The sequence below is a fragment of the Henriciella pelagia genome, assembly GCF_002088945.1.
GTDB classification, from domain to species: Bacteria; Pseudomonadota; Alphaproteobacteria; order Caulobacterales; family Hyphomonadaceae; genus Henriciella; species Henriciella pelagia.
Window position 1 is genome coordinate 59,694 of record NZ_NCSU01000015.1, and the last position, 16,156, is coordinate 75,849.

A 16,156-nucleotide genomic window follows, 5' to 3' on the forward strand; every position below is an offset into this window, starting at 1 on the left:
GAGGCCCGGTCTGGATAAACTGCTCGCCATGCACAGGGTGGTCCGCACGGTTTTCCTGACTGCATCAGCCATGTTCGTCGCGTATTCAGGCCATGCTGACGAGCTGGGTGATGCTGTCGATGCATACCTGAAAGAGGATTACAGCCAGATCGAAACGATCGCCCGCTACGCCGATGATGGCATACCGGAAGCCATCGCCCTGCTCGGACAGGCCTATTTGTACGGAAACGGCGTGGAATCGGACCGCCCGCTCGGCCTTGCCCTGCTCGAACAGTCTGCCAGCCTCGGTGACCGCGCCTCCGCAGTACAGCTCGGGCGCGTATACGAATTTGGCGTCGATGGCGTCGCGCCCGATGACGCCCTCGCCGTCAAATGGTACCTCGTCGCCGCGAATGCCGGCGACACCGCATCTGCACCCGCCGCCCTCAAACGGCTTCCAGCCGAGCTCGTGATCGAAGCCGGCGGCGCAAGCTGGGCCAATCCGGACCAGCTCTACCGCACGGCAGAGGCGACAGAAGAAAAACCCCAATCAGTCGAAGAAGCCCCGGTCACGAATCCGGTCCTGCCGGCCGCGACATTCGCAACCGATGTCACTGCGCAGCACTCCACATCCGGCTCGCCCGCACGCGCGATTCTTGGCACCGACACGCCCCCTGCCCCGCTCTCCCTTCTCGACAAGACAAGCTTTCCGATCTTTGCCGACACGCGCCTCAGTGCCATCGGCGACGCCGCCGCAAGTTGCCTCGTGGTCCTGAAGCCGGAAGTCGAACGCCGCCAGTCCACGCTGGACGGCATGATGCAGCTCGGCAGTGAGATACCCACAGAGGAAAGCGGCGTCGGCTATGACAAGCTGCTGATCAATGACCGGGAACTGAAGGCGATGCGGGAAGCGCTTCAAGCCAGCGAGCGCGTCCTGTCGAGCACAAGCCAGAATGGTGGGCTCAACCCGGAAGGATTGCGGCTGGCGCTCATACCGCACAAGGAAGCCTATGCCTCCCGCCCCGCGACGGGCCCGTCTGCCGCATTCTGTGGCCGCCGGTTCATCCAGCTTGTCGGGGAAAGCGCCGGCTGGACCAGCCAGTAAACCGGCACTTCAGAGAAGCGACGCAGCCATCCGCTCGATGTCCCGCCTCGAATGCGTCGTCATATACGCCTCGAAATCGCGGGCCCGTGCCTGCATCACGCTAGACAGGGCCGTCTTCGGGGCTGCCGCTGCCGCACGCGACAGGCAGGCTTCGATTTCCTTACGGTATTTGCGCGCATTATGGGCAGCGAGGGCCCGCGCATATTGCCAGTCAAAGGATGGGTCCACGCCGCCATGGACCAGCGCCGCACGGTAATGGTCTCGCGCCTTGCGCATGCTCGCGCCCATGAAGGCCGACCCCATACTGCCGCCCCGCCTCACCACTTCGACATTCCAGACAGCCATGAAGCCGTGCGCATAGGCATTGTCTGGCTCATCCTCGAGCACGGCCTGGACGAGGTCGCGCGCCTGTGAGGCATGACCGGAGTCCAGAGCCTCTCCCCGGCTCATGTCACGGGCCAGCATGGACAGGGCAATGGCAAGCTGAAGGCGCGCATCGCCATGGTCCGGCTCCAGCGCCAGCGCCTGCTTCGCCAGCCCTTCCGCCTCTTCGATCTTCGCCTTGTCGACCCGGCCGGACACCATCGTCTCCGCCAGCAGCGCCCGCGCTGCAATGGCCAGATTGTCCGCGCCGCCCTCCGCCCTGGCGAGCGCAGCTGCCTCTGCGAACCGACCCGCATCGAAAGCGTCGGCAATGCCGTCCGCGCATGCCGGTGAGGCCGACATCAGCAAGACCGCGATCAGGCCAGCGACGAGCTTCATGACTCACCTTATATCTCAATCAAGATCGTGCTCATAATGCATAAAGCGAGGCGAGACCGGGCGTGGACCAGTTCGAGGCAGACATTGTGGTGATTGGCGCAGGCGTGATCGGCCTTGCCATTGCCCGTGCCGCAGCGAGGCGCGGCCGTGACGTGATTGTGCTTGAAGCCGAGGAGGCGATCGCCGTCCACACCTCCTCGCGCAATTCCGAAGTCATCCATGCGGGGCTCTATTACGCGGCCGGGTCCTACAAGGCGCGTTTCTGCGTGGAGGGTCGCCGCAAGCTCTACGCCTATCTCGAAGAACACGGCATCGACTACAAGAATTGCGGAAAGCTCGTCGTCGCGCATCCAGACGAAACGGATGGGCTGTCCGGCATTCTCTCGCGGGCAGAAGAGAACGGCGTCGAAGACCTGCGGATCATTTCCGGTAAGGAGGCCCGCGCCATCGAGCCTGCCCTCAGCCCTGACATCGCAGCCGCTATCCAGTCCCCCGTCTCCGGCATTTTTGACAGCCATGGCTACTTCCTCGCCCTGCAGGGAGAGCTGGAAGATCGCGGCGGCATGATCGCCTTCGGCACCCGCGTCGTGTCCGGCGAGGTCCGGTCCGGCGGCGCTGACCTTGTCACCGCCGGCGAGACGCCCGCGAAAATATCGGCCCGCACCGTGATCAATGCCGCTGGCCATCACGCCATATCGGTTGCCGCCTGCATCGACGGCCCGCACCAGGCCGGCCTGCCGACACCGCGCTATGTAAAGGGCAACTATTTCAGCATTCTCGGCAAGACGCCTTTCTCGCGGCTGATCTATCCGATGCCGGGACGCGCCAGCCTCGGGCTCCACCTCACCGTGGACCTTGCAGGCCGCGGCAAGCTTGGCCCCGACGCCGAATGGCTTCCCGAAGACGCATCCCCACCCTTCGACTACAAGGTCGATCCGGCGCGCGCCGGGCATTTCTACGCATCGGCCCGCCGGTACTGGCCGGACCTGCCGGACGGCGCCCTCGCCCCTGACTATGCAGGTGTGCGTCCGAAAATCGTCGGTCCGGGCGAACCATCAGGCGACTTCATCATCGATACAGCCGCTCCTGGCCTCATTAACCTGATGGGGATCGAGAGCCCGGGCCTCACCTCATCGCTCGCTATTGGTGATTACGTTGCCGGCCTGCTGGATTAGGCGGTTGCAGAGCGCCAAATCAATGTGTATTCAGCCCGCTTGCTGTGCTGACCCGGTGCCCGCCGCGCGTTTGCACACAAGCCGGATCGGTTCGGTAGCTCAGCTGGTTAGAGCGCACGACTCATAATCGTGAGGTCGGGAGTTCAAGTCTCCCCCGAACCACCATTCCTTCCCGTGTTGCATAGTTTCCGGACGTCAGCTGCAGCTGATGCTGGCCCCTTCCACCTCGACAGCGTCCCAGACGGCTTTACCGCGGTGTCGTCTCCACCAGCCTGGACGCTGTGATGGTGTCCGCACCGTCATTGAACAGCATCACGCAGACCTGCTCGTCCTCATCCACCTCAAACTCGAAGCTCTGGTTTCGAATGTCGGGATGATACCCGCCCAGAACCGCCATTTGGGACGCGTCGCTGGCAGGCCAGTTGGCCCTGAACCGGCAGGCCAGGGCATTTTCACTGCAGTTGAGAAAATCTAGGTGCGCCTGCTTCAGCGACGCATCGCTGATGCTTTGCGGCTTGTAGACGACCAGTGACACACTGCCGGATGCCGCAATGGAGACGCTCATGTCGCGATCGGAGGTGAAGGTCAGGCAATCGATCACGGTCTGGCGACCGACCTCGATCTCATCATCAATGAAAACGGAGGGGTTTGCCCGCAGGAAAACGTTGACGACAACCGGCACCAGAAAATAGATGGCCACCCCAGCCACGGCATAGATCAGCAACAGTTTCAACCGGTTCATGTCTTAACCCCCAGAAGTTTCCACCCGCCCCTCATTGCGGCGGCCGTCCCAAATTCATTCACCACAAGCGAGCTTGCCCGCCCGAAAGTCTGCGCTCGCCTCATCGAGATCGAACAGCAGTATCGACACCGTTGTGTCTGGCGGGTCTGCCACCCTGATTTCACGATCCCAGAGAATGCTGATGCTCATTGCGCGATTGGACGCCAGGTCGAGGTATTCGATGTTTCGGCTCTGATAGTTGTCCAGATCCGTCACGCGTTGCCCGCACCATTGCCAGCCGCGATAGTTCGCCCCTTCCGGCAGCCACGACTCATAGAGATCGAACGCCTTGCTCCGCCCCAGCTGCGTATCGTAGATACCACTGCTGATGAGATGCGGAGCGTCCTGGCCGGTCGCATTGGTGATCTTTGCCTGGTTGGAGACGAGGCTGACGGCCGAACCAGGAACTGGAATATCTCCCTCGACGAGGACAGGCGCTGTTCCACCCCCATCCGCGCATCCAGAGACTAACAGTATAGAGACAAAAACAGACAATACCCCACGCACAAGCACGTATGAACCTCCCCCAAATGCTCACCACCTCACCTACAATTGCATCAATGACTACCTCTGTACACCAGTACAGTCCTCCAAAATTGCCGAGATACACAACAAATTCTTTGGCGCACGAAATCTCGCCCTCTTCCGACCGGCAATCGAGCATGCCTGTCGCCGTAATATTTCTGACGCTCGCGTAACCGGACGCAGCCTCCTGCACCACCAAAGGTCGGTCTGCCGCTGAAAACCGCCAGACAGGCACCCCGGGGTGGCATTGCCCCCAGGGCAGTTGAACTTTTCGGAAACTCGTCGAAGGCCCACCTTGCGAAAGCATTTAACTTCACATCTGGGCGAAATACTATGTTTATCAGTCTCCATTAAGAATGCTTCTTATGGGGAATGCTTCATTCGATATTCGCAGGCTATTGCGCGATCAGAACGGCTCGACCATGCCGATCTTCGTACTGTGCCTGGCTGCGCTGGTTGGCCTTGTAGGCTTTGCGCTGGCTTTTGCCTTCGACCTGCGCACAACCTCAAGGCTGCAGCAGGACGCAGATACCGCCGCGCTGGCCGGCGCTTCAGCCTACATCATGGAAAATTTCTCCACGCGGGAAACCAGCCGTCTTCAATCAGCAGAACAGGCGGCGCGGATAAGCGCGGATGCAGTGGCATGGGACACAACACAAGCCGCCGCCGTCCAGGTGCAGAAAGTGGGAACTTTCCGGCAGAAGGCGACTGTTGAAGTCAATCTCAGCTCCAGGCCTGAAAACCGGTTTGCCTCCTGGGTCGGCGCCAGCACCGACCGGGTCCGCAGCCGCACCGCCAAGGCCGAAGTCACGCGCGGTCTTCCACTGTGCGTGCTGACCTTGGGCCTTGTCGTCCAAGGGGTGGAAATCGATGGCGGCGGAACGCTGAACGCGGAAGACTGCGTTGTCTGGTCGAATGCCGGAGGCCTGCTCTCCATGTCTTTTTCCGGTTCCGGTTCAGCCACCGCAGAACTGTTTTGCGCCGTCGGGCGAACCTATAAGGCGAGCAATTTCACGGCGACTCCCCGTCCTTCGGAGAACTGCGATTCACTCCCGGACCCTCTGGAAAGCTGGGAAGCCCCGAAACCCGGACTGTGCACGTCGAAATCACCCAGTCGCGTTCGGGGCCGCGATGGCGAAACAGTCACGCTGCAACCGGCGACATATTGTAATGGCCTGACCATCTCTGCCGACAATGTCATCCTCGAACCAGGCGTCTACTTCATAAAGAACGGCGCCCTCACCATCAGCAGCGACAGTCAAGTCATCGGTGAAGGCGTCACCATCGTCCTGACCGGATCAGGCGCGACCATGGAAATGAAAGGGCAGAGCCTCGTCGACATTTCAGGCCCCACATCAGGCCCACTGGCCGGGCTGGTGCTGGTGAGCGACCGGACCACAGACATCGGATCCGATGTGAAGCTCGTTGGCGGCGCTGGCTTTTCGATCAAGGGCCTGATTTACCTGCCTCGGCAGGATCTTGAAATCGGCGGCGGAGGAACCCTCAACACAACGGCGCCAAACCTTCAGATCATTGCCCGGAGCATGAGATATTCCGGCAATGGCACCTTGAACCTGAGCTATGACAAGAACGAAGCTGCACTTGGCAGCCGGGTCATCACGAATTCCTTCGTCCGGCTCGTGGAGTGACTCTCTTCGCCCGAATGAAGTCCGCTCGCAATCCGACGAAAAGCTCGATTATCGCCGCCTGCCTCGCAGGAAATCCAATCGATCAAGCGTGCGGTCGTATTAGTTATCCACACCTTCCGGATACTTTTCTTTGCATTATAAAAACACAACCTCTATAGTGCCGCCATTGTAGAGTAACTGAGTAGAGTGTTTAAGGGAGGCCTGTCTGGCCTCCCTTTTTCTGTATGGGACTGCAGTATTGACTGCACAAAGCGGTTGCTTCTGGCGCGGGATTTGCAAACTCTTCCGGACGCTGGGCGCCTCTCGATCCAGCGAATCAAGAGGATGCCGAACTGCCTGCACCTGCGATCATCGACACGCCATCAACCCAAAATGAAGGTCCGCACGAGATATGGTGCGATTCCGCCGGCATATGCCTGCGCGCCCATATCTGGCACGCGGATGCCGCACGAAAGCCGATCGTCTTCCTGAATGGCATCGGATCGAGCCTCGAAATCGCAGAGCCACTGGCGCGCCAGTTTCGCAACCGCCCCTTCGTCGCGCTGGAAATGCCGGGTGCCGGACAGACGCCGCTTTCCCCCTTCCCGCTGGCACCGGCCAGCCTTGCCCGGATTGCGGTTCGCTGCCTTGAGCAGGCCGGCCTGAGACGGTTTATCCTGATGGGCCTCTCGCTTGGCGGCGCGCTCGCCCAACAGATCGCTATCCAGTACCGGGGCCGTGTCGACCGGCTGATCCTCGCCGGCACGTGCAGTGGTACGACCATGCTGCCGGCCGACTGGACCGAAGCCAGCCTCTGGCGCACGCTGAACCCGTTCGCTGCCCTGATGGATGACCTGATCTCGGACCTTGCCAATGCACATGTGCGGGGGGTCGCCATGGCGAACACGCCGGCCATGCTGGCGCAGTTCGCGCCCTTCATGGGCTGGTCCAGCCTCTGTTTCCTGCCGATGATCGAAGCGCAGACCCTCGTTCTCGCCGGATCGCGCGACCGCATCATCCCGCCGAAGAATGCGGTCCAGCTGTCAGCCTTTATCCGCCGCGCCGATCACCGCATCCTTCCGGATGCTGGACACCTCTTCCCGTTCACGGAGCCGGAACGGACCGCAAGTCACATTGAACGCTTCCTGCAGCCCGGACGCACCGTCGACTGAGCAATAACGCCTAGAGGATTTCCTTGCGGCTCGTCACGATCTTGCCGACGAGGCCGTACTCGACCGCTTCTTCCGCACTCATCCAGTGGTCGCGGTCGGTATCAGCCTTGATCTTTTCGAGCGGCTGGCCGGTGGCTTTCGAGAAAATCTTGTTCAGGCGCTCGCGCATGCGAACGATCTCGCGAACCTGGATTTCCACATCAGACGCCTGACCGCCAACACCGCCGCGCGGTTCATGAAGCAGGAAGCGCGTATTCGGCAGGGAGTAGCGGTTTTCCTTCTTGGCCGCTGCATAGATGAGTGCGCCCGCGGACGCGACCCAGCCAGAGCCGAGCACCTTCACAGGCGCATCCACGAACTTGATCATGTCGTGGATCATGTCGCCGGATTCGACATGGCCGCCCGGTGAAGAAATCACCAGCAGGATCGGCTTGTCGCTCTCAGAGCCCAGCGCCAATAGACGCTCACAGACCCGGCGCGCGAGCTTGTCATCAACACCGCCCGTCAGAAGGATGGTGCGGGCATTGAACAGCGCTTCTTCCAGAAATGCGTTCGGCTCAGCCATGGGCTTGGACTCGTTTTCGTCATCGAGGCGGATCGTCATGTTCACTCCGTGCATACCGTCAGTTGCCATAGGTGAGGCGCGCCCGCGCCGGGGTCAAGCGCCGCAGGCACCTATTCCGGTGTATATGTGACGGAGAAGCCCAGATCATCGACGATTTTCTGCGGATCAGGGCCGGTATCGGCAACCTCCATATATGCCATGTCGATCGTCACCGTCGGCTGGGACAGGAATTCGAGGCTGCCGCCGGGCGTCTCATAATAGAGCGCCATCGATTCCAGCCACTCGGCCGCCTGCGGTAGTTGCTGGGATGCTGCGCCCTTGGCCGACCGGATGCCCGTGGCAATGAACTGGCGCATCTGCACCGCATCCATATTGCCAATCATCGCGCCCCAGCCCTCATTCGGATAGAGCTTGCCGATATCGCTGGCAAAGCCGAGCAGCTTGTCATAGCCGCCATCATCCTTTTCGAAGAAGCGGAAGCCTCGCAGTGCGAAAGACTGCTCGAAGGCGTCTTCGAAGGCTGCTTCCTTGTCCTCGGCCTCCATCGCCGTGCGCACGGCGTCATAGTCCGGCAGCGTCAGACGGATAAAGCCCGCGCCTTCCCCAAACCCGTCAGATTCAGAACTGGCCCGGACTTCGAACGCCCCGGTGTCATCATTCCACTCGCCCGCAAAGTTCAGGTCGAACGGGATTGTATCAAGGTCATGTTCGTCCAGCTTGCTGATTGCCGTCTGGAGTCCCATCACGACGCCAGCCGCCTCGGAATCTTCTTCCGGTTCTGTGGGAAGGAAGCCGAGCGCCAGTTCGCCAATTTCCTGTACGCCGATTGCTGCGCCCTCAATGTCGAGCTCCAGCTTGTTCGGGATGAACCAGCTGAACTGCTCACCATCGAAATTGACCCGGTCTGCCTTGAAGACATCGCCATCATTCAGCTTCAGCGTGTAATCGCGCGTCGTCCATTTGCCGAGGCTCAGCAGATCCTTCTGGTCCATGCCGGGAAACTCGCCGCGCGCCAGGAACCCGGCCAGCTTGTCCATCTTCAGCCCCTCATAGGAGAAGAACTGCATGGTTTCTTCCTGGCGGTAGCTGATCCCGTCTGGATAGCCCACCTCTTCCAGCTCGCTGCCCTCATCGTCGAAGGTCATGCCCTGAGCCTGGCGCACGTCGTAGGCAATCGCCCGCCCGATATCGAGTCCGCTCAGGTCTTCATAGCCATAAAAGCCAATCGTGGCCTGAATGGACTGGTCGATGTCCAGTTCGTCACTGCCCTGCATGATGTCGAGATTGACCTTGGCGTCATACATGACGGCATCATCGATGCTGATGGTGCGGGAAACGGCCAGCACCTGCTGGACGAGTTCAACCGCCTTGCGGGCATTGCCGCGCTCTTCTTCCGGCACGTCCATGAAGTCATAGAGGCTGTCGGGGGCCGGAGCGAATTCGAAGGGACGCAAATTGAGGCTGCTCACCACCATACGCTCCGCCGTGACATCGAATTTGTCGATGGCAAGATCGACATCCTGCGCAGCCTCTTCATCTTCAATCGAGGTCACGAATGCCTCGAACAGCGTGTTCACCGCATTGGCGACCCCGAAATAGCTGATCGTCTCGGCTTCGAGCCGGTCGAACAGCTTGCTGCTTTCATCGAGCCGCTCGCCGCCGAGCCGGGCCACCAGAAAGTCTTCATCAAAGCCCCAGAGGCGCGCTTCTGCGGCGCGAAGGCCAAAGGCCGGCTCTGTATTGATCGTGATGGCAAGGCCGTCGAATTCGGTCGCCCCACTGTCAGCATTGAAGGATTTTGCGTCATAGGAGACCGACACAAGCTCCGGCAGCGCGCCGTTCAGCGCATCGAAACCGGCCTCTGTCCCGCCTTCGAGCGAAAAGGCTTCATCGGCAAAGGCCTGGAAGGCCGCGACGGTTTCTTCAATGCTCGGTCCGTCCCCGGCAATCCGCGGCGTCTCGCCATTGAATTCCGGCGTTTCCGGCAGTGGCGGCGGCTCTTCCTTGCCACAAGCGACCAGGGCGCCAGCCAATGCGAGTGTCGATACAAAGGTAACAAGCTTCATGATCTTTGGTCCTTGATCGTCTAGTGGCCTTCAAATGCGATGAGTGACCGCACCTCGATGCCGAGTTTTCGTATCCGGTTTGCCCCGCGCAGATCAGGCAAATCTACCAGGAAGACCGCCGCGACGATGTCCGCTCCGCCCCGGCGCAGCAGTTTGACACCCGCTTCAGCGGTTCCGCCCGTCGCGATCAGGTCGTCGACCAGCACGGTTTTCTCGCCCTCTGAGACGCCATCGACATGCATGTGCAGGGCGTCGCTTCCATATTCCAGCTCATAGGACTCGCTCCACGTCTCATAGGGCAGCTTTCCCGGCTTTCGCAGCGGCAGGAAGCCTGCCCCAAGCCGGACAGCCATCGCACCGCCCAGGATGAAACCACGCGCATCGATGCCCGCAACCTTGGCGATGCCCGCCGCCTCGTAAGGGCGGCACAGATCCTCGATGGCTGCCGCAAACGCTTCCGCATCGCTCATAAGCGTGGTGACATCGCGAAACATGATCCCCTGGGCAGGGTAATCGGGAATGGTCCGGATCCTGGCCTTGTAATCCACGCAGGTGTCGTTACTCAGCCGCGTCGGCGGGTTTGGGCGGTTTGGGCTCTTCATCCTCACCGGGAACATCATCGCTGAGCTTTCCCGTTTCCGGGTCCGGCTCGAACGCGCTGAGATCGGCAGAGTTGAGCACCGCGAACGGATCGTCTGCAGGCTGGCCGGACGGCACGGCGGCCGCGGCTGCAACCTCAGGGGTCACATCCGGCTCATCCGCCTCTTCAGCCGCCTCTGCTTCCTCTTCAGTGTCTTCCTCCGCGTCATCGGCATCGGCGAAGGCCGGATCGGCTTCTGCTTCATCGGAGAAGCTGTTTTCGTCCGCGAGCTCATCTGCCTCACCTGCCGGCTCGACCTCGCTGGCGCGATCATCCTTCACCGCGATATCGGCCTCATAGGGTGCCTCGTCAGCCGCTTCCTGGCTGGCGCTGGAGGCAGCGACCGCCGCCGCTGCGGCTGGTGCGGCAGCGAGCGCCGTATCGGCCGATGTATACTCCTCGGCCTCGTCAAACCCCTCATCGGCGCCCGCTTCAGCCGCCGCGTCCTTCTTGCGGAAGCGGCGCTTGCCGAACACGCCGCGCGGATCGGCCTTGCGATCGTAATGGCGCGAATAATAATCGTGCGCGGTCAGCGTCAGCGGTTTCGGCGTCAGCACCATGCCATTGTCGCGGAGATCCTCCACCACGGCATCGCGCAGGGCGAGGCCGGATAGCAGGTCCTGCGTAAAGCCATGTGCCTTCATCCAGTCGCGCACCCACCAGCTGCGGGTTGAGCGGGCTTTCTCTGGTGGCGCCCCTTCATGGTCCTCCCAGAGATAGAGCGTGGAAATGCCGTGCACGGTGGCCTGCTTCAGTGCGTCCAGTTCTTCAGGATCGACCGCCCCGTCGCCAAGCTGCATGCGAACCCTGCGCTTGCGCGCCTCGAGCGCCTGATAGGTCGCCTGTATCGCCGCCAGCGCACGCTTGTCAGTCGCGACCAGCTCGCCGAGCACGGCGTCCAGCTGCGGATGGGCGAGCGTCGGCAAGTCAATCGGCAGGCGGATCATGCCGCTTTCGACGTCGTTGATCTCGCGGACCATCTGAAACATGTTGAAGCGAAACTCGTGGCCGATGCCTTCCAGCGCCAGCCCGACAGCCTCACGGCGAATGTCATCCTGACGCCAGAGCAGCCAGGCAATCGACAGGGCCGCGGCGACCATGAGCGCCAGCCCTCCAACCATGAAAGTTTCAAAGTACGTCCCGTTCATGCGACCTCACCCAAGTTGCATTAACGGAAGCTTAGCAAATGCAGACTCATGCGTCGACAAATGTCTTTACGCCTCGTCCCGACTGCGGGTTTGACGTCACACGGACCGCTCAGAGCACCCGCCCGGCAACCGCATCAAGCTTTGCCAGCAGCGCCGGGTCGCGCGCCGTCGGCGCTGTTATCATTGCGAAATCGAGGCAGGTTTCGATCCCCTGCGGCGATGGCGTGCGCGTCGTCCCCTGAAGGTTCTCGACAAGTGCCAGCAGCGTCTTCTTCGCCTTGTCTGTATTATTTTTTATGACTTCGAGCACATTGCTGACCGACACCGCCTCGCTGTCATCGCGCCAGCAGTCATAATCGGTGACCATGGCAATGGTCGCATAGGGCAACTCTGCTTCCCGCGCGAGCTTGGCTTCCGGCATGTTCGTCATGCCGATGACGTCACAGCCCCATTGGCGATAGAGATGGCTCTCAGCGCGCGAGGAAAATTGCGGGCCCTCCATCGCGAGATAGGTCCCGCCGCGATGCACGGCCGCGCCAATCGATGCAGCCGCATCGCCGGCCAGTCCCGAAAGCCTCGAGCAGACCGGCTCGGCCATCGACACATGCGCCACCATGCCCGGCCCGAAAAACGTCTTGTTGCGCGCAAAGGTGCGGTCAATGAACTGGTCGACCATCACAAAATCGCCGGGCGCATACTGCTCCTTCAACGAACCGCATGCCGAAATCGACAGCACATCGCTGCAGCCGAGCCGCTTCAGCGCGTCAATATTCGCCCGGTACGGAACGTCTGTGGGCGTGAGGCGATGACCCTTGCCATGCCGTGGCAGGAAGACCAGCGTCACATCGCCAATCGTGCCACGCACCAGCGTATCGGATGGCGCGCCCCACGGCGTCTCCACCGTGACCGGTTCAGCATCGCCCAGCCCGTCTATCTCATACAGCCCCGACCCGCCGATAACGCCAATCGTCCAACCGCCCATATCGCTGCTTCTCCTGCACTTTCCAGCATGTGGCTGAAGCAGTCGCCGCAGGTGAAATCAAGTCTGCGTGACCAGATTGCGGGAACCGCCCCCTCCCGCGAAACGTCTTTGATGGATGAGCACGACTGAACTATCGGACATAACTGACCCCGCCATCCCAATCCTTGCCCGGGTCGGACTTGGCGCACGCGCCTTCGTTTATCTCGCCATTGCGGCAGTCCTGATAGACTCGGCCATCACTTCAAAGCCCGACAATGGCGCAAGCCCGGGCGATGCCTTCAGGGCGATCGAGACGGCCGCCGCCGGACGCGCCATCCTCGTCGCCGTCGGGATTGGCCTCTTTCTCTACGCCCTCTGGCGTTTTCAGCAGGCTATTCTTGATCCTGAGGACCACGGCACTGACGCAAAAGGCATCCTCGCCCGCGCTGGAATGGCGTCGTCGGGCATCAGCTATCTGCTCGTCGGTATTGCAGCGATTTCAGTCACATTCGGCTCAAATGAAGGAGGCGGCGGTGGCAAGACAGAAGAGTCCATGAAATGGCTGATGCAGCAGCCCTTCGGAAGCTGGCTGGTCATGCTCGCCGGCCTCGCGCTGATCGGCATTGGCGGCGCGCAGATGTGGCGCGCGCGATCGGGTCAGTGGAAGAAGAATATCGACTTGTCAGGCTGGGCATCCAGACTGACCTCAATGATCTCGCTCGGCATTGCCGGACGCGGCATCCTGTTCATCCTGGTCGGCCTGTTCCTCGCCATTGGCGGCTGGACGGCAGACCCCTCAGACATCAAGGGCCTCGCCTCGACGCTCGGCTGGATCCGCTGGCAGCCCTTCGGCCTGTGGCTGTTCATCGCCTCCGCCCTCGCCATCGGCGTCTATGGCATCTATTCCGGCGTGCAGTCGCTACGCTACCGCTTCCCGGAAGACTGATCGGTTCCAATCATCCCGGCATTATCATCTGTGCGATTGATAGGGTTCACCACGGCTAGTCCGTGGTGACCATCTTCAAACGGTAAGTTTCAACGCAACGGAATTGATGGATCGCACGGACAAGCCGTGGGAAACACCTGAGCTTTGGCTGTCCAGATACGCATCAAACGAAAAATGCCGCCCCTTCGGGACGGCATTCTCCTCATTAAATCAGCGGCAAAAGCCTAGTGATCCACTTTCCGCCAGATGCGGTGGAAAGAGAACCAGAGCAGCACGGCCAGGATGACAAGATAGATCAGCGCGGCAAGACCGGTGGACTTGCGCTGGCTCTGCTTCGGCTCACCAGCCCATTGCAGGAAGTTTGCGACATCTTTCGCCATCTGCTCGACCGTGGCTTCTGTGCCATCAAGATAGGACACGCGGCCGTCGGTCAGCTGCGGCGGCATTGCCAGGAAGCCACCTGGAGGGGCGTGACGTGGATCACCGCGCCACTGGGCGGTGGTATCACCCGCCATATACGGATTGTAGTACTGGCCAACCGGCTGGACGAGCGTACCTTCATAGTGATGGTCGCCATGCGACAGCGCTTCTATGCGCGATGGGTCGATCAGCGTTTCGGTCGTCGGGCCAGCAGGGGCCGCGGCTTCCTCGCCCTCGGCCGGGGCTTCCACTTCAGCTTCGATCTCGACGGTCGAGATCGCCTCCTCAGACGGATAGCCCGTCATCAGGCTGTAGATATAGCTCGCACCGCCATGGCGGGCCTTGGTGATGACGGAAAGGTCCGGCGGCAGCGCCCCGCCATTGGCCGCGCGGGCCGCATTGGCGTTCGGGTATGGTGCCTTGAACGTGTCGGACGTGCGGGCCGGACGATAGTCGTAATCGCCGACATCGTTCGGTTCGGTGTCGAGGATCTCGTCCATCGCGGCGAAGGATTTCACCAGCGGATTGTCGTTCGCGTTCGGATATTCCGGATCATAGAACGGGCCGCCTGGCTCGCCGAGGTTACGATAGCTCAGCATCCGCATGGAGTGGCAGGATGCGCAGACTTCGCGGTAGACCTGATAGCCGCGCTGGACACTTTCCATGTCCAGCTGGCCAAGCGGGCCTTCGAAAGCCCAGCCCTCTTCAGGGCCATGCGCGTGAAGGGCGCCGCCGGCGGCATTGGCGCTTGCAACAACGGCAATTGCACCCAGTCCAGCGGAAACGAAACGAAGGAAGTTCATGTCCTAGACCTCTTATTCAGCTGGGGCCGGAGCGGCGCGGTCTTTGTTACCGAGCACAGCTTTGTGGATAGACGCAGGCTCGTCCTTTGGCTTCTCGCGCAGGCCGAGCAGCGGCAGGATCACCAGGAAGTAGGCGAAATAGTACAGCGTCAGGATTTGGGCGAGGTGCACGAAGCGGAAAGCCGGAGCCTTCTTGATCGCAATCGTTGCTTCCTGGCCAGCCTCGATACGGCTGTCGCGGAATTCCGCAGCAGGTTCGTACTCTTCATAGGTCTGCGTTGCCTGAAGGCCGTTCGCGTCGGTGTAGGTGACGACAAGCTGGTCTTCACCCATCGGGATGATCGGATCATCCGGATTGGACGCACCGCACCAGCCGAGAAGCAGGCCAGCGACCACGAAACCGAAGAAGAACTGGCGCGCAATCGGGCGATAGCGCATCGACCGGACCTTGGAGGTGTCGAGCCATGGCAGGACGAACAGGATCGCAATCGAACCGAACATCGCGATGACACCAAGGAGCTTCGCATCGATCGGGCCGATATTGAAGGTGATGGCGCGCAGGATCGCGTAGAATGGCAGCAGGTACCACTCCGGCACGATGTGCGCTGGCGTCACCAGCGGGTTGGCCTCGATATAGTTGTCGGCGTGGCCGAGAACGTTCGGTGCGTAGAAGACGAAAGCAGCAAAGATGATCAGGAAGACGACAATCGCGAACGCGTCCTTGATCGTGTAGTAAGGGTGGAAAGGAACCGTGTCCTTCTTCAGCCCTTCCTTGTCCTTGCGGGCTTCAACGCCGGTCGGGTTATTGTTGCCAGGAACGTGAAGCGCCCAGATGTGCAGGATGACAACACCCGCAATCATGAATGGCAGCAGGTAGTGCAGCGAGAAGAAGCGCTGAATGGTCTGGTTACCGATTGACGGTCCGCCCATCAGCCAGGCCTTGATGCTGTCACCAACGACCGGAACCGCACCGATAAGACCGGTGATCACGTTCGCGCCGTGATACGACATCTGGCCCCAAGGCAGCACATAACCGAGGAAGGCGGTGCCCATCATCAGCAGGAAGATCACACAGCCAAGGATCCACAGCACTTCGCGCGGCGCCTTGTAGGAGCCGTAATACAGGCCGCGAACCATGTGGATGTAGACGGCGAGGAAGAACATCGACGCGCCATTGGCGTGGATGTAGCGGATCAGCCAGCCATAAGGCACGTCGCGCATAATGCGCTCGACCGAGGCGAAGGCGCCATCGACGGTCGGCGTGTAGTGCATGGCCAGGACGACACCCGTCAGGATCTGCGTCATCAGGCAGACAGCGAGGATACCGCCAAAGGTCCACCAGTAATTCAGGTTCTTGGGCGTCGGGAAGTCGACAAAGCTGTCATAGGCGAGCCGAACGATCGGCAGGCGCGAATCGAGCCATTTCGTGAAACCGGTTTTCGGCTCGTATGTTGAGGGGTGTCCGCTCATCGTGTCGTCC

The 16,156-nt window shown here is 60.9% G+C and carries 15 protein-coding genes and 1 tRNA gene; 6 read left to right on the plus strand and 10 right to left on the minus strand.

The features are described from left to right. Window positions 1-28 precede the first annotated feature (28 nt). Window positions 29-1,084, plus strand: a complete 1,056-nt coding sequence (locus B8746_RS14865; RefSeq protein WP_084394497.1) for a tetratricopeptide repeat protein — start codon at window positions 29-31, stop codon at window positions 1,082-1,084. Between the two features lie 9 nt (window positions 1,085-1,093). Here B8746_RS14865 and B8746_RS14870 read toward each other — a convergent pair whose 3' ends face one another. Then, complete coding sequence (locus B8746_RS14870) at window positions 1,094-1,846, minus strand: tetratricopeptide repeat protein (RefSeq protein WP_084394498.1); 753 nt, start codon at window positions 1,844-1,846, stop codon at window positions 1,094-1,096. Window positions 1,847-1,908: 62 nt separating this feature from the next. On the opposite strand from B8746_RS14870, the gene B8746_RS14875 reads away from it, so the two are divergent. Together B8746_RS14875 and B8746_RS14880 are read left to right on the plus strand one after the other, a co-directional pair. After that, window positions 1,909-3,021, plus strand: a complete 1,113-nt coding sequence (locus tag B8746_RS14875) for an NAD(P)/FAD-dependent oxidoreductase (protein ID WP_084394499.1) — start codon at window positions 1,909-1,911, stop codon at window positions 3,019-3,021. An 88-nt stretch (window positions 3,022-3,109) separates the two neighbouring features. After that, window positions 3,110-3,186 (plus strand) — tRNA-Met (locus B8746_RS14880). 82 nt (window positions 3,187-3,268) lie between these two features. Here the strand turns inward: B8746_RS14880 and B8746_RS14885 are convergent. After that, a complete protein-coding gene (locus tag B8746_RS14885; protein WP_084394500.1) occupies window positions 3,269-3,763 on the minus strand; it encodes a hypothetical protein in 495 nt (164 codons plus the stop codon). Window positions 3,764-3,817: 54 nt separating this feature from the next. Continuing rightward, the gene (locus tag B8746_RS14890; RefSeq protein WP_084394501.1) at window positions 3,818-4,297 is read right to left on the minus strand and encodes a hypothetical protein; all 480 of its coding nucleotides are present in this window, start codon (window positions 4,295-4,297) and stop codon (window positions 3,818-3,820) included. A gap of 395 nt (window positions 4,298-4,692) precedes the next feature. Here B8746_RS14890 and B8746_RS14895 point away from each other — a divergent pair, with 395 nt between their 5' ends. Beyond that, window positions 4,693-5,976 (plus strand): TadE/TadG family type IV pilus assembly protein, encoded by a 1,284-nt coding sequence (locus tag B8746_RS14895; protein WP_158084658.1) that lies wholly within the window; start codon window positions 4,693-4,695, stop codon window positions 5,974-5,976. A 458-nt stretch (window positions 5,977-6,434) separates the two neighbouring features. Further along, complete coding sequence (locus tag B8746_RS14900) at window positions 6,435-7,127, plus strand: alpha/beta fold hydrolase (RefSeq protein WP_267905925.1); 693 nt, start codon at window positions 6,435-6,437, stop codon at window positions 7,125-7,127. 10 nt (window positions 7,128-7,137) lie between these two features. Here B8746_RS14900 and B8746_RS14905 read toward each other — a convergent pair whose 3' ends face one another. The 5 genes from B8746_RS14905 to B8746_RS14925 all read right to left on the minus strand — a co-directional run bounded on the left by B8746_RS14905 (window position 7,138) and on the right by B8746_RS14925 (window position 12,528). Further along, window positions 7,138-7,731, minus strand: coding sequence for an ATP-dependent Clp protease proteolytic subunit (locus B8746_RS14905; protein WP_084394737.1), 594 nt, complete (start codon window positions 7,729-7,731; stop codon window positions 7,138-7,140). A gap of 71 nt (window positions 7,732-7,802) precedes the next feature. Next, the gene (locus B8746_RS14910) at window positions 7,803-9,758 is read right to left on the minus strand and encodes a hypothetical protein (protein WP_084394504.1); all 1,956 of its coding nucleotides are present in this window, start codon (window positions 9,756-9,758) and stop codon (window positions 7,803-7,805) included. Between the two features lie 20 nt (window positions 9,759-9,778). Continuing rightward, window positions 9,779-10,306: an adenine phosphoribosyltransferase gene (locus tag B8746_RS14915; RefSeq protein WP_267905918.1), complete on the minus strand. Its 528-nt coding sequence runs from the start codon at window positions 10,304-10,306 to the stop codon at window positions 9,779-9,781. Between the two features lie 10 nt (window positions 10,307-10,316). After that, on the minus strand, window positions 10,317-11,546 hold the full coding sequence (locus B8746_RS14920) for a hypothetical protein (protein ID WP_143434620.1): 1,230 nt from the start codon (window positions 11,544-11,546) through the stop codon (window positions 10,317-10,319). Between the two features lie 109 nt (window positions 11,547-11,655). Next, on the minus strand, window positions 11,656-12,528 hold the full coding sequence (locus B8746_RS14925; protein WP_084394507.1) for an S-methyl-5'-thioadenosine phosphorylase: 873 nt from the start codon (window positions 12,526-12,528) through the stop codon (window positions 11,656-11,658). A gap of 115 nt (window positions 12,529-12,643) precedes the next feature. On the opposite strand from B8746_RS14925, the gene B8746_RS14930 reads away from it, so the two are divergent. Beyond that, entirely contained in the window at window positions 12,644-13,453 is an 810-nt protein-coding gene (locus B8746_RS14930; protein ID WP_084394508.1) for a DUF1206 domain-containing protein, read from the plus strand. Between the two features lie 224 nt (window positions 13,454-13,677). Here the strand turns inward: B8746_RS14930 and B8746_RS14935 are convergent, their stop codons facing one another. Together B8746_RS14935 and B8746_RS14940 are read right to left on the minus strand one after the other, a co-directional pair. Continuing rightward, window positions 13,678-14,676, minus strand: a complete 999-nt coding sequence (locus B8746_RS14935; protein WP_084394509.1) for a cytochrome c1 — start codon at window positions 14,674-14,676, stop codon at window positions 13,678-13,680. A gap of 12 nt (window positions 14,677-14,688) precedes the next feature. Then, window positions 14,689-16,146 (minus strand): cytochrome b, encoded by a 1,458-nt coding sequence (locus B8746_RS14940; protein WP_084394510.1) that lies wholly within the window; start codon window positions 16,144-16,146, stop codon window positions 14,689-14,691. Window positions 16,147-16,156: the final 10 nt, after the last annotated feature.